At 38.5% G+C, this 13,456-nt stretch carries 14 protein-coding genes; 4 read left to right on the forward strand and 10 right to left on the reverse strand.

The window, feature by feature from the left end:
• Positions 1-13: 13 nt before the first annotated feature.
• Genes RM545_RS05715 through mraZ form a run of 5 tightly spaced genes read right to left on the reverse strand, consistent with a single transcriptional unit; the run spans position 14 to position 5,190 of the window.
• Positions 14-1,480 (reverse strand): UDP-N-acetylmuramoyl-L-alanyl-D-glutamate--2,6-diaminopimelate ligase, encoded by a 1,467-nt coding sequence (locus RM545_RS05715; RefSeq protein ID WP_311494356.1) that lies wholly within the window; start codon positions 1,478-1,480, stop codon positions 14-16.
• Positions 1,477-3,474: a penicillin-binding protein gene (locus tag RM545_RS05720; protein WP_311494357.1), complete on the reverse strand. Its 1,998-nt coding sequence runs from the start codon at positions 3,472-3,474 to the stop codon at positions 1,477-1,479. The genes RM545_RS05715 and RM545_RS05720 overlap by 4 nt, the downstream gene beginning before the upstream one ends.
• A 7-nt stretch (positions 3,475-3,481) precedes the next feature.
• A complete protein-coding gene (locus tag RM545_RS05725; protein WP_311494358.1) occupies positions 3,482-3,799 on the reverse strand; it encodes an FtsL-like putative cell division protein in 318 nt (105 codons plus the stop codon).
• 40 nt (positions 3,800-3,839) lie between these two features.
• Positions 3,840-4,736: a 16S rRNA (cytosine(1402)-N(4))-methyltransferase RsmH gene (gene rsmH / locus RM545_RS05730; protein WP_311494359.1), complete on the reverse strand. Its 897-nt coding sequence runs from the start codon at positions 4,734-4,736 to the stop codon at positions 3,840-3,842.
• Entirely contained in the window at positions 4,723-5,190 is a 468-nt protein-coding gene (gene mraZ, locus RM545_RS05735; RefSeq protein WP_311494360.1) for a division/cell wall cluster transcriptional repressor MraZ, read from the reverse strand. The genes rsmH and mraZ overlap by 14 nt, the downstream gene beginning before the upstream one ends.
• Before the next feature lie 289 nt (positions 5,191-5,479).
• On the opposite strand from mraZ, the gene RM545_RS05740 reads away from it, so the two are divergent.
• Together RM545_RS05740 and yihA are read left to right on the forward strand one after the other, a co-directional pair.
• Positions 5,480-6,244, forward strand: a complete 765-nt coding sequence (locus RM545_RS05740; protein WP_311494361.1) for an alpha/beta fold hydrolase — start codon at positions 5,480-5,482, stop codon at positions 6,242-6,244.
• A gap of 58 nt (positions 6,245-6,302) precedes the next feature.
• Complete coding sequence (gene yihA, locus RM545_RS05745) at positions 6,303-6,908, forward strand: ribosome biogenesis GTP-binding protein YihA/YsxC (protein WP_311494362.1); 606 nt, start codon at positions 6,303-6,305, stop codon at positions 6,906-6,908.
• Positions 6,909-6,947: 39 nt separating this feature from the next.
• Here the strand turns inward: yihA and RM545_RS05750 are convergent, their stop codons facing one another.
• The 3 genes from RM545_RS05750 to gldB form a co-directional block, all read right to left on the reverse strand.
• A complete protein-coding gene (locus RM545_RS05750) occupies positions 6,948-7,298 on the reverse strand; it encodes a GTPase (protein WP_311494363.1) in 351 nt (116 codons plus the stop codon).
• Positions 7,299-7,362: 64 nt separating this feature from the next.
• Positions 7,363-7,701 (reverse strand): gliding motility protein GldC, encoded by a 339-nt coding sequence (gene gldC, locus RM545_RS05755; protein WP_311494364.1) that lies wholly within the window; start codon positions 7,699-7,701, stop codon positions 7,363-7,365.
• Entirely contained in the window at positions 7,701-8,663 is a 963-nt protein-coding gene (gene gldB / locus RM545_RS05760; RefSeq protein ID WP_311494365.1) for a gliding motility lipoprotein GldB, read from the reverse strand. The genes gldC and gldB overlap by 1 nt, the downstream gene beginning before the upstream one ends.
• A 106-nt stretch (positions 8,664-8,769) precedes the next feature.
• Between gldB and nadE the strand changes: the two genes are divergently transcribed.
• Together nadE and RM545_RS05770 are read left to right on the forward strand one after the other, a co-directional pair.
• Positions 8,770-9,561 (forward strand): NAD(+) synthase, encoded by a 792-nt coding sequence (nadE, locus tag RM545_RS05765; protein ID WP_311494366.1) that lies wholly within the window; start codon positions 8,770-8,772, stop codon positions 9,559-9,561.
• 118 nt (positions 9,562-9,679) lie between these two features.
• Positions 9,680-10,318, forward strand: coding sequence for a response regulator (locus RM545_RS05770; RefSeq protein ID WP_311494367.1), 639 nt, complete (start codon positions 9,680-9,682; stop codon positions 10,316-10,318).
• Here the strand turns inward: RM545_RS05770 and dnaG are convergent.
• Both dnaG and RM545_RS05780 read right to left on the reverse strand, forming a co-directional pair.
• Positions 10,311-12,272, reverse strand: a complete 1,962-nt coding sequence (gene dnaG / locus RM545_RS05775; RefSeq protein ID WP_311494368.1) for a DNA primase — start codon at positions 12,270-12,272, stop codon at positions 10,311-10,313. The genes RM545_RS05770 and dnaG overlap by 8 nt on opposite strands.
• 134 nt (positions 12,273-12,406) lie before the next feature.
• Complete coding sequence (locus RM545_RS05780) at positions 12,407-13,429, reverse strand: hypothetical protein (protein ID WP_311494369.1); 1,023 nt, start codon at positions 13,427-13,429, stop codon at positions 12,407-12,409.
• Positions 13,430-13,456 lie beyond the last annotated feature (27 nt).

Below are 13,456 nucleotides of genomic sequence, written 5' to 3' on the forward strand. Positions count from 1 at the left end.
AAAAAAGCTTCAGTTACTTATTCTGTTGTTTTAAAAATTCTTTTACGATCTGGAGATCATCAAAATCATGACGCTCCCCGTTTACCTCCTGGTAAGTCTCATGCCCTTTTCCGGCGATTAAAATAATATCATTCTTCCCAGCCAACTGGCATGCGGTTTTAATCGCCTGTTTCCTATTGGTAATAGACATTGTTTTTTTAAAGTTTTGAGGCTGCACACCAGCCTCTACATCTTCAATAATTTTTTCAGGATCTTCAGTTCTTGGATTATCACTGGTGAAAATTACTTTGGTGCTTAAAGCTGAAGCTATATGCCCCATCTTTGGTCTTTTAGTTTTATCCCTGTCACCACCACAGCCAACAACAGTAATTAACTCTTCATTTTTGGTGCGAATCGCATTAATCGTTTCCAGCACATTTTTTAAAGCATCAGGAGTATGTGCATAATCAACGATGGCTGTAATTTGCTCATTATCGGAAACTACATACTGAAATCTTCCGCTTACAGAATTAAGTTCACTTATAATTTTCAGGCTTTCCAGTGTTTCTAATCCGAGTAGTTCGGCAGTGGCATAAATTGCCAACACATTGTAAGCATTAAAAGTTCCTATTAACCTGGACCAAACTTCCTGCTCGTTCACCTTCAGCAATAATCCGGTAAACTGATTTTCCAGAATTTGCGCCTGATAATCTGCATAAGATTTTAAAGCGTAGGTATATTTCTTTGCCTTTGTATTCTGAAGCATCACCTCACCATTCTTATCATCTACATTGGTGAGCGCAAAAGAAGAGACCGGTAATTCGTCAAAAAACCGCTTCTTCACATCACGGTATTCTGCAAAATCCTTATGATAATCTAAATGATCGTGCGAAAGATTGGTGAAAATACCACCTGCAAATTCCAGAGCAGTTGTTCTGTGTTGTGCGATTCCGTGCGAGCTTACTTCCATAAAACAAAACTCCACACCCTCATCATTCATCTCCTTTAAATAAGAATTTATCGTAACAGAATCTGGTGTGGTTCTTATGGCCGAAAATTGCCTTTCTGCCACCATTACTTTTACGGTGGAAAGCAAGCCGACTTTAAATCCGGCTTTTGTGAAAAGATTATAAAGCAGGGTCGCTATTGTTGTTTTACCATTGGTACCTGTTACACCGACCAATTTCAATTTTCCTGAAGGATTCCCGTAATAATTAGACGCCATGTAAGCCAGCGCTTTTTTGGAATCTTCTACCTGAACATAAGTGACCCCGTTAATGATATGCTGCGGTAGTGCCTCGCAGATAACCACCAACGCCCCTTTTTCTATCGCTTTTTGAATATAATCGTGACCATCGGAAAGAGCACCTCTAATTGCAATAAAAACATCGTTCAGTTCCACTTTCCTCGAATCGAAATGGAGATTATTAACAGTTACCCCGGTATTTCCAACCACGGCTTCCATTCTTACACGATATAGGATGTCTTTTAAAATGATCAACTTAATTCTAATTTTATGTTCAATTCTTTATTCTGACTAATCTCCATTCCCGCAGCCACAGACTGACTTTTAACTTTCCCCTGCCCTCTGAAATTCACTTTAAAACCAAGGTTTTCCAGTAAGGAAATGGCATCCATAGCAGGCATCCCCGTAACATCTGGCATTAGGATTTTTTCATTCTGAATTTTACTGTAATACTTTTGAAAGTCGGCTTCCACATCTTCATTTTCCACTTCCAGGGAAGGCAACTCATCCATAATGGGAGTATCTGTATAAATTTTTTGAGCTATACTTTTAAAAACCGGCGCGGCAACAATATTCCCATAGTAGCCTTTTCTTTTGTTAGGCTTATGAATCACCACAATACAGGAGTATTTTGGATCTTCAGCTGGGAAATATCCCGAAAAAGAGGCAATATACCTACCGGGTTCAATCCAGTATTCTACCTGACAGGTTCCGGTTTTTCCCGCCATGGAGAAATTTGGAGTATAAATGTTGGCCGCGGTCCCACGTTTAACTGTATTTTCCATCATTTTCCGCACTTTTCTGGCGGTTTCCGGAGAACAGATAGAAGGATTTATTACTTCCTTTTCCACCTTCACAATGGTTTTATCCCATTCTTTCACTTCCTTAATAAATCGTGGCTTTACCATCTCACCATCATTCGCAATAGCATTGTAAAAAGTAAGTGTTTGCAAAGGAGTTAAAGACACGCCATAGCCAAAAGCCATCCAGGGAAGGCTAAGGCCATTCCAGTTTTTATCATCCGGATGCGGGATTCTTGGCTGCCCTTCTCCATTTATATCAAGACCTATTTTTTTATTAAGCCCCATGTCATAAAGCCGGTCCACAAATTTGGAAGGGTTTGTTTTATACCCTTCAGTAATTATTTTAGTAAAGGCTGTGTTTGAGGAAAGTTCAAAGGCTTTTGCTGCCGAAATTTTTCCATAGCCACCGTGATGAGAATCCCTAACAGCACGACCGTAATAACGAACTACTCCGTTCTCTGTGTCCACAATTTGTGCAGTATCTACCACCTTATCTTCCAGGGCAGCCACCATTGCCATTAATTTAAAAGTAGACCCCGGCTCGTGAGATTCATAAACAGCATAATTCCTCTTTTCGAAATAAGTGCCTTCTTTTGTTCGACCTAAATTAGACATCGCTTTAATCTCCCCTGTTGCAGTTTCCATAACCACTACAGTTCCATGCTCAGCTTCAAAATCTTCGAGTTGCTTTAAAAGTGCATGGTGGGCGATATCCTGAATATTAACATCTATAGTAGAAATTACATCATAGCCATCCCGCGGTTCCACTTCGTTGTTATCACTAATTGGTTTCCACTGGCCTTTTGCAATTTTTTGTTTGAGCCTTCTCCCATCAGTTCCTCTCAGGTAATTCCCAAAAGCACCTTCCAGACCTACCCGGGTAAAATAACCATCTGCATCTTTTCTTTCATACCCAACGGTTCTCTCACCCATTTTACCAAGAGGATGCTCCCTGACCGTTCTTTGTTCTACAATTAAACCGCCTTTATAAGCACCCAAATTGAACATGGGAAAGTTTCGGAATTTAATATACTCTGAGTACCCAAGGTTTTTTGCGATTAGGAGATAGCGCTGTTTATTAACTCTTGCTGCTCTAATCTTCTGTGAATAATTAGATGCACTTCCTCCCAGTGCTGCTGAAAGTTTTTCGGACAATGGTCCTATATTACTTTCAAAATCTTTATCTGAAACAGTAACTGCATCAAACCTGATATCAAATTTGGGAACTGAAGTTGCTAGTAAGCTGCCGTTGGAATCATAAAGATTCCCTCGGTTGGCAGGAATTTTGAAATTCCTGTACGTCCTGTCCTCTGCCAGTTCTTTATAATACTCCCCTTCTACGAACTGAATATCCATTAACTTAAAAGCAACAGCAAACGCGAAGATGAACAGGCATCCTGCGATAAAATATAATCTGTTTAATATGCTTTTTTCAGTAGTTGCCATGAAATCGCTACTCTTTTAAGTTTACTTTTATCTTGTATGGCGGAGTTTCAGAAGGCTGAATTCCTGTTCCGCTTAATTTATTGATGATTGTTGACTCCATTTTAATGCGCATAAGCGCAGATCTACGGTCTACAAATTCACTTCTCAATTCCCTAACTTCGTTATTAAGCCTTGCTATTTCATGAACTTTACGTTCTGCACTGTGAGAGCTGGCAATCATTACGATTGCCAGGAGCGTACAAAAAACAATAAAGCGCCAGTTCTTAACAGCATCGTTGCTTATAAGAAAATTCGCTTTTAATATGTTATACAACCCCTTGTTCATATTAATCTATATAACTCAAGACATGAGAAAAAGCCCCTGATTATAGCTTTTTAGCAATACGAAGTTTTGCACTTCTGGCCCTGTTATTTCTGGCTATCTCTTCTTTACCAGGAACTATTAAGCCTTTTACTTTTTTGAAAGGAACAGAAATGTTTCCGTAGAAATCTTTTTCCGGCTCACCTTTAAACAATCCGCTTCTTATATATCTTTTCACTAAACGATCTTCCAGAGAATGGTAAGAAATCAAACTCAGTCTTCCTCCGGGTTTAAGCAATTCCTCTGTTTGTAATAAAAAATCTCTTAAAGCTTCTATTTCCTGATTTACTTCAATCCTGATCGCCTGATAAATCTGCGCCAGGATTTTATTCTCCTTCCCCTTAAAAAGGCTTGGTTTTAATAAATCATTTAGCTGTTCACTGCTTTCAATCGGCATCTCCTTTCGCTCTGTCACGATCATACGAGCCAGTTTGGGAGCATTCTTCAAATCTGCATACTCATAGAACATTTTCTTAAGCTGTTCCTCATCATATTCATTTACCACCTCGTAAGCACTAAGCTTGCTATCCTGGTTCATCCTCATGTCCAGTTTTGCATCAAACCGGGTAGAAAATCCGCGTTCGGCCTCATTAAACTGATGAGAAGAAACACCGAAATCACCAAGAATTCCATCTACCTGCCTTACACCATAGAAACGTAAAAACCTCTTGATAAACCTGAAGTTCTCATTAATTAGCGTAAAACGCTCATCCTCTATTTTATTCTGCAAAGCATCCTTATCTTGATCGAAAGCATAAAGTTTACCTTCCGGCCCCAGCTGTTTCAGGATCTCTCTGGAATGTCCTCCACCGCCAAAGGTCACATCCACGTAAACACCATCTGGCTTTATATCCAGACCACGCACGGTTTCTTCCAGTAATACAGGTTTATGATATTCCATCAAAATCATCGTTTCCCATCACCTCTTCCGCCAGATCTGCAAAATCATCTGAAGCGGCATCGATAGCATTTTCATATTTATCTTTATCCCATATTTCAATAATATTAATTGCAGAAGAAAGCACTATTTCTTTCCCAATTCCTGCAAAACCAATAAGATCTTTAGGGATTAATAACCTTCCGTTAGTATCCACCTCAACAGTTTTTACACCTGCAGTGAAGCGACGAATAAAGTCGTTGTTCTTTTTCTTGAAGCGGTTGAGCTTGTTTATTTTCTGCATCATTTCATCCCACTGTTCCATAGGATACAACTCGAGACAAGGCTGAAAAACAGAGCGCTTTAAAACAAAACCATTTTGCAACATAGGAGCAAGCTGCTTCTTTAGAGCTGAAGGAACCATTAACCGCCCTTTCGCATCTACCTTGCACTCATATGTTCCAATTAAATTTACCACTCCTGAATTTATAGATCAAATATATCGAAAAAAAAACCACTTTTTACCACTTCTTACCACATTGTTGATAAGTTTTACCACCGTATTTCACTGAAACACTTCTGAATAGCTGTATTTACTTATAATTCAGAAGGTTGATAGCAGTGGGAAATATTAACCAAAAATTCTTCTTAAATATAAAGCCAGAGATCGTATTAAGCTTTAGCAAAAACTCTTTGCTATTAGGCAAAAATGATTATACTTGTATTGAAATCGCTATATTTGCGATTGCTAACCGCAAAGGGCATCAATGAAAAATCACTTAAAGCAAGAAGGAAAGTTTACGTACTTAGAGGAGGGAGAAGGCACACCAATTGTAATTTTACATGGGCTTATGGGAGGCCTCAGTAATTTTGATGGTGTCGTGAATTTTTTTCCATCTAAAGGTTATAAAGTTTTAATTCCGGAATTGCCTTTATATTCAATGTCTCTTCTTAAAACCAGCGTCGCAACTTTTGCTAAATACCTTAAAGAGTTTATTGAATTTAAAGGTTTTGAAGAGGTTATCCTGTTAGGGAATTCTCTTGGCGGCCATATCGCCCTGGTTGCCACTAAACTTTACCCTAGTCTTATAAAAGGCCTTGTAATTACAGGAAGTTCTGGTCTTTATGAAAACGCAATGGGAGAAAGTTACCCGAGACGTGGAGATTATGAATTTATTAGAAAAAAGGCGCAGAATGTTTTTTACGATCCCGAAGTGGCCACAAAGGAAATTGTGGATGAAGTTTATGAAACCGTGAGCGACAGGAATAAGCTGGTAAAGACTTTGGCTATTGCAAAAAGCGCCATTAGACACAACATGGCTAAGGATTTACCAAAAATGCTTACCCCTACCTGTATCATCTGGGGGAAAAATGACAATGTCACTCCTCCCGAGGTAGCTGAAGATTTTGACAGATTGTTACCGGATTCTGATCTTTACTGGATTGATAAATGCGGGCATGCGGCTATGATGGAGCACCCGGAAGAGTTTAATGCCTTACTACATGCCTGGCTCGAAAAAAGGCAATTTTAGGCATAGACTTTCTTACCCCCGCAACTCAACCAGTTTAGAAAAAAAATAGAGATTAAAGATGAAAATCAAGAATGCTGAATTTGTGATAAGCAACAGCAGCGTTGCGAAATGCCCTGATAGTAAGCTTCCGGAGTACGCGTTTATAGGAAGAAGTAACGTAGGTAAATCTTCTCTAATCAATATGCTGACCGGGCGTAAAGCTTTGGCCAAAACCTCTGCAACTCCAGGCAAAACGCAGTTAATAAATCACTTTCTTATTAATGATAACTGGCACCTGGTAGATTTGCCAGGTTATGGGTACGCCAAAGTTTCAAAATCTACAAAAAACACTTTTCAAAAGTTTATAACGGCATATTTTGAGAAACGGGAACAAATGATTTGTGCGTTTGTTTTGGTGGACTCAAGGCATAGTCCTCAGAAAATAGATATGGAATTTATGCAATGGCTGGGAGAACACCAGGTTCCGTTTTGTATAATATTCACAAAAGCAGATAAAACTAAGTCTAAAGAACTCGAATTAAAACTTGAGAATTACGAAGCTGATATGCTAAAGACATGGGTGGAAATGCCACAATATTTTGTCACCTCAGCAAATACAGGTATGGGCCAGGAGGAAATACTGGACTATATAGAAGAGATAAACAAAAATCTAAAGTTGAGATAACGATTGTTTTTTTACTATAAAAAATAATACTCTCCTACCCTATGCTCTCGCAGTAATCAATTCTTTTAATTCTACATCATCTTTCAACTTATTTAATTCTACAGTAGAAATTAACACCTGTAAACCTTCGTCGCTTTCAGTTAAAACGATAGGATAATCAAATTTATATCCGAATTTTGAAGCGTACTGCTTTCTGAATTCATCAGCATGCAGAAACTCCATTTCCAAACCTGAAGATTTCCTGAAGTGTTTCCAGGATTTCTTTTCTCCTGTAATTCCATAAGTAAGCTTGCAAAGGCTGCAACTATAAGTACCCGGACTAAAAATTTTATGCAGGCTGTCAAGCACTCCGTTTCCGGGGCCTGAAGCTGCATTATATATGAAAATCAATTTTTTCAGGTGATCATTTTTATAAGGGTTTCAGACCTGGACATCACCAGGAAAGCTTCAGAAATTATTCCTTCTTCAGGTTCATTTTTTCAGCAAAATAGTCACAAAAATCCTGCATTGTTGCTGTCATTTTTTCGTCTTGTGTGGCGCGATTAAAAGTGTTACTCATAGCCACCAGTGTCTGGTGAAAAAATTTCTTCATCTCATCTACCGGCATGTCTTTGGTCCAAAGATCTATCCTTAGGGTTTCCTGGGCCTTACTATCCCATACAGAAAGCATTAGAGCTTTTGCTTCTTCTTTGTAGATATTCCCATCTTCTGCAGTCCAGTAAAGTTCCTCCGGAACGTGGTTTTCATCTGTAACTACCTCTATATTTATCTCAGATTTCTTGAATTGAGCCATTATTTCTTTGGTTTATAATTTGCATCATTAAATATTTCTTCAGCACTGGCATCCAGCATTTCCTGAATGCTAACATCATTTTTGTCCATATACTGTCTCAGCATTTGCCATGCTATATATTGCCCGAGCCTGTCCGGAGTTTCACTATCCAGCAACAAATAAAACTTCGAGAATGGTGCAGGATATAGGAAACGCGTATAAAGTTCAGAATTCGTATCAAAGAGCACCTCTTTTTCTACAAAGTACCTCCAGGTTTGCGCTTCGTTCTTTCTTGCCCACTCCAACTCCTCTTCAGTATATCCCATTTTTTCGGCATCAGATTTAAAAGGAATCCAAAGATCCTTGAGATAGAGAATCTTTCCATAATAAATCATATGAGCTAAAAATGTACGGGATTTTGGGCGAGGCACATATTCCTGGGCTATTGCAGTAGCCGCATCGGGAATTATTTGTTTTTTTTCAAAATTCTTCTTCAAGTATTCCTGAAGCCCGAGATAAAACCGATGATCTTCACCAAGGTAGGTATCCAGCGAAATAAGCAGTTTACTTCCTGTATAAATAATTTTATTTTTATAGTCTACTTCAGAAGTTACAGTATAGACATCGGGCACTTCGAAGGTGGGAAAATAATATTTCACGTACTGAAAAAGACTCTGCAACTCATCTTCCACTTCAGAAAATTCGGGATAAGCTTCAGCAACTTCAGTGTTTATTTCCTGCTGTATGGTATCTGAAATTTTATTTACCCAAACGCTGTCATGATATTGCGGCGGAAAGAAAAACGGAAACTCTTCCTTTAACGTGTCCAGGTTTCCCCGTGTAGCATCTGCAAAACGTTTGTCAAACCTCGTTACTTCAAAATCCACCTGAATTTTCTCTACTTCCTTCTCGACATCAGATTTAGAATCACATGCAAACATTAAGGCAGTAATACTTAATATGAATAAAATTTTCCTGATCATTCTATCGTTATTGTGAAGGGTTTAACGCCGGTACCTTTTATAAATTACGTATAAGTATTAGATTTGTGTGCAAAGGTATTATTTACAAATTTAACCACCCAATATTATGCAGACCGAAAAAGTGACGAATCATATCATTGACTGGCTAAAAGATTATGCCACAAAGTCCAACATGCAAGGTTTTGTTTTAGGAATAAGTGGAGGAATAGATTCTGCAGTCACCTCAACTTTATGTGCGAAAACAGGCCTACGTACTTTATGTGTAGAAATGCCAATCCACCAGGCTCCAAACCAGGTAACAAGGGCGAAGAACCACATAAAGGCGTTAAAACAAAACTTCGCAAATGTTACTAATATCACGGTGGATCTTACTACAACTTTTGATCAATTTAAGGAAGTGCTCCCTGCCGGGGAAAACAACCAGCTGCTTGATCTCTCACTGGCAAATTCCCGTGCCCGGCTCAGAATGAGTACGTTGTATTACTTTGCTGGTCTCCACCGATACCTGGTTGCCGGAACCGGAAATAAGGTAGAAGATTTTGGTGTAGGTTTTTATACTAAATATGGTGATGGTGGCGTTGATTTAAGTCCAATCGCAGATTTAATGAAAAGTGAAGTTTATGAAGTGGGTAAATACCTGAACGTTGCAGATGAAATTCTAGATGCAGCCCCTACAGACGGACTTTTTGATGATAGTCCAAGTGACGAGGAACAATTGGGTGCAAGTTATGACGAGTTGGAATGGGCTATGAAGCAACAAGAAAAAGGAAAGACCTATGATGATTTTTCGGGAAGGGAAGCAGAGGTTCTTCGACTGTATCATATTTTAAATACTAAAAATCAACATAAGATTCAACCTATCCCGGTATGTGAAATACCCGTTCATCTTAAGAAATAATCCCTTTATCGAAAACTTACCTAAGTCTCTAAATATGATAAGATTATCATCTATTTTTAAATAATTATACATGTATTAAGATTCCCCCGGTTTGATACATGCCAATATCAGCCAAACTATGTATAAAGTATTAGTCGCAGACCATCATCCCGTGATTAGCCGGGGTATTGGCTTTATCCTCAAGAACAATCCGGCACTGGAAATAATCGGAAATGTCACCAACGGGGACGAGTTGTTTAAATTTCTTGAAAATGGAGTTCCGGATGTCCTTATTATAGAACTGGATTTACCACAGATCAATGGAATAAATGCATTGAGGAAAATAAAAAAGGATTATCCGGGCACAAGAATGTTGATCTTTAGTACACATCCTGAAGAAATGTATGCTTTAAGCACAATTAAGGCTGGAGCAGCGGGGTATATTTCTAAAACAACAGATCCTGAAACTCTGGAGAAAGCTATTTATCAGGTGGCAAGAGGTGGTATTTACCTAAATAAGAAAATCACCGAACGTTTAAATTCCGGGATTTCTCAGGGAAAAGGGCTTATTGCGAAATTTAAAAGGCTTTCTACAAGAGAAACCGAAGTGCTCAATCTTCTTTCTTCAGGAAAAAGGAATAAAGATATTGCTGAAGCATTGGCAATTAACGAAAAAACAGTAAGTACTTATAAAACCAGGTTACTGAAGAAATTGAAGGTGGATAATGTTGCCGATCTTATAACCCAGTCCAGACTATTGCAACTCAATCTTACATAACCCTATTAAGTTTATTGGAAAGTACCTTGTTAAGACTTAAGTAATCCATTACATCCTGGAGCGTGGCTGAATTGTCCTGACCTGTAACTTCTTTTACTTCCTGCTTTAGCTCTTCAATCTTTTGAGATACAAGATGCCGGCGCAGGTTTAGAATTGTCTCGCTAACCAGTCGGGCGACCCCCTCTTTTTTATCTTTTACAAAAATATCATTCCGTTCCCAGTCATGTAACTGATACTGCTCCTCCTCCATTAATATAGTCGTAACCTCTGAAACTTGTTGAGATTCCATTTCGTTGATAAAGCTTTCTATAGTAAAATCGGGATCGCTGTTAAACTTCTGAATAAGTATAGAGTAAATTTCCTGGAACTGAGGATTGGTAAAAGCGATTTCATCTTCCTGTAAATCCAGGAAAATCTTTTCAAATACTTTAGCCATGTGCTTTTCCGGCTCAAGCAGAAGTTCTCCGCTTTCGCTTTGCTTTAAAACAAGGTCTTCAAATTCTTCTTCTCTGCTCCCGTATAGTAATAAAAGACTTATTATATTCCGCTCCAGCTCATACAACTGGTTGATCTTTGGCTTTACCTTTTGGTCATCTTTTACAAGTTTGAGGGATTTTTCAGTAGATTTTTTTCCTGAAGAATTCCCCTTAGAATCCCTGGAGTTTAATTGGGCCAGGGTTGTAAATAAAACGTCTTCAGAAATATCCATGATCCGGGAGCATTCCTGCACATAAATCTCCTGTTGGATATTATCAGGAATTTTCGAGATAGAACTTACCATATCCCGTATAACATCAGCCTTCTTTACAGGATCATTTTTCGCCTCTTTTACAAGAAGCGAAGCTTTATAGGAAATAAAATCGTAAGCATTTTCCTGCAGGAACTTCCTCAACTCCTCTTCACTATACTTCTTCGCAAAGCTGTCTGGATCTTCACCCTCGGGAAACGTACAAACTCTCACATTCATTCCCTGCTCCAGGATAAGATCAATTCCCCGAAGGGAAGCTCTCGTTCCTGCCGCATCGCCATCAAAAAGAACTGTAATATTTTTTGTTAGCCGGTTTATTAATCTTATTTGCTCTGAAGTTAATGCAGTTCCAGATGAAGAAACCACATTTTCAATCCCGGTCTGGTTAAACTGAATAACATCTGTATAACCTTCTACGAGGTAACAATTATCTTCTTTTGCAATCGCCTGCTTTGCATGGTAAATTCCGTAGAGAACTTTGCTCTTATGATAAATCTCACTTTCCGGAGAGTTCAGGTACTTGGCAGCTTTCTTATCATTGGTAAGAATTCTACCGCCAAATCCTAAAACACGACCGGACATCGAATGGATAGGAAACATCACCCTTCCCTTAAACCTGTCAAACTGCTTCTCTCCTTTTACAATGGTAAGACCGGTTTTTTCCAGGTAATCCAGTTTATAGCCGCTGCCCAGAGCTTCTTTGGTAAACATATCCCACTCGTCCAGGCAATATCCTAAATCGAATTTCTTAATCGTTTCAGCAGTAAAACCGCGTTCTTTAAAATAGCTTAATCCAATTGCATTTCCCGGATCGGTTTTATGCAGAATTTTCTGAAAATACTTACTTGCATATTCCGAAACCAGGTACATACTTTCCTTCTCATCTGCCTGCTGCTTTTGCTCGTCTGTCTGTTCGGTTTCTTCGATTTCGATACCGTACTTTTTGGCGAGGTACTTTATAGCTTCAGGATACGTAAAATGCTCGTGCTCCATTAAAAAAGCAATCACGTTTCCCCCTTTTCCGCTGGAAAAATCTTTCCAGATTTGCTTTACGGGAGAAACCATAAAGCTCGGCGTACGCTCATCGCTAAACGGACTAAGACCTTTTAAATTACTTCCAGACTTCTTTAACTGAACAAAATCTCCGATTACTTCCTCTACACGGGAAGTTTCAAATACATTGTCGATGGTGGTTTTAGAAATCAAGGATCAGAAAGTTTTTACCTAAACAGGCCACAAAAATATACAATTCCATCCACATTACATGGCTGGCATAATTTCAAAAAACCTCATAAATTCTTCCGAATCTATGAGGTTCTCTCTTAAAGAATTAGAAATTCCTATTCCAGGTCAAATCTTAATCCGACAGAAAAATTATTTAGCTCCACATTAGGATCCTGAAAAATAGGGTTCAAATCATATTTAACATACAAAGAAGTACCTCCCCATCCCATGTAACCACTAAGACCGTAGACAAAATCGTTGGTATTATAATCATTCTTAAGCTTCTCCTTTACCCTATCGCCATCTGCTTCATACTTCAGTTTTTGACGCTCTCCAATATTAAATCCTGCATAACCTCCAAGACCTATTTTAAACATTTCATTAGTATCAAATTTTACACCACGGTAGGATTCATAACGCCTCGAAGGACCAAATTCAAAATGTACGGGAAAAACCAGGTTGTCCATACGAAATTTGGATTTATCCAAATCATATTCAAATTCTTCTAAATAAGTAAGATCTCCATCTTCAACAAAATAGTGGTTATCTTTAGGCTTCAACCCGTTTAATTGAAAAGAAGCTCCGTATCGTAATCTCAACCAGTTGGACTTATTGAAAACACGGGTATTAAATGCAATTCCAATTTCAAAGAAGCGGCTACCACCGATCTTAAAGTCTGAATCCTGCAGCGACTGCCCCTCGGAAAGCGCGTTGTTAAATCCTGCAGCAACAACCAGCGCAGAAGTTGTTCTTGTATAATAATTTTCATTATTATGCGGGCGCGAGTCTTTCTCAAACCTCCAGAAACTATCAGATTCATCTTCCTCCTCTTCTCCGCGGGAAAGCAGGGCGATTTTATTCTCCAAAATAGCCACCCTGTTTTCTATATTTAAGGCATGCTTTTTTGCCGCTTCTTTCTTCAAGTTCTCAGCTTGTTCCCTGTTTATTTCTCTATTTTCCAGTTGAGAATTTATCCGCTCCACTTTTTCTTTTAACTCAGCTTTTTCTTCCGCAACAATTTCCTCTTTTTGCTTCTGAAGATTTTCAATTTTTTCAGCATTTTCAGTTGTTTGAGTTTGCGCTTCGCATATCTCGTAACTAAATAAGCTAAGAGCAATGTAAAAAATAACAGTTTTCATGATTTTTGATTTTTTAATGAAAGATTT

The organism is Autumnicola lenta, from assembly GCF_031846515.1.
Taxonomy (GTDB): domain Bacteria; phylum Bacteroidota; class Bacteroidia; order Flavobacteriales; family Flavobacteriaceae; genus Autumnicola; species Autumnicola lenta.

Excerpts from the sequence above, each read along its gene's own strand:
- RM545_RS05720 (WP_311494357.1), bottom strand. The coding sequence starts at position 3,474 with ATGGCAACTACTGAAAAAAGCATATTAAACAGATTATATTTTATCGCA.
- RM545_RS05725 (WP_311494358.1), bottom strand. The coding sequence starts at position 3,799 with ATGAACAAGGGGTTGTATAACATATTAAAAGCGAATTTTCTTATAAGC.
- rsmH (WP_311494359.1), bottom strand. The coding sequence starts at position 4,736 with ATGGAATATCATAAACCTGTATTACTGGAAGAAACCGTGCGTGGTCTG.
- RM545_RS05740 (WP_311494361.1), top strand. The coding sequence starts at position 5,480 with ATGAAAAATCACTTAAAGCAAGAAGGAAAGTTTACGTACTTAGAGGAG.
- yihA (WP_311494362.1), top strand. The coding sequence starts at position 6,303 with ATGAAAATCAAGAATGCTGAATTTGTGATAAGCAACAGCAGCGTTGCG.
- gldC (WP_311494364.1), bottom strand. The coding sequence starts at position 7,701 with ATGGCTCAATTCAAGAAATCTGAGATAAATATAGAGGTAGTTACAGAT.
- gldB (WP_311494365.1), bottom strand. The coding sequence starts at position 8,663 with ATGATCAGGAAAATTTTATTCATATTAAGTATTACTGCCTTAATGTTT.
- nadE (WP_311494366.1), top strand. The coding sequence starts at position 8,770 with ATGCAGACCGAAAAAGTGACGAATCATATCATTGACTGGCTAAAAGAT.
- RM545_RS05770 (WP_311494367.1), top strand. The coding sequence starts at position 9,680 with ATGTATAAAGTATTAGTCGCAGACCATCATCCCGTGATTAGCCGGGGT.
- RM545_RS05780 (WP_311494369.1), bottom strand. The coding sequence starts at position 13,429 with ATGAAAACTGTTATTTTTTACATTGCTCTTAGCTTATTTAGTTACGAG.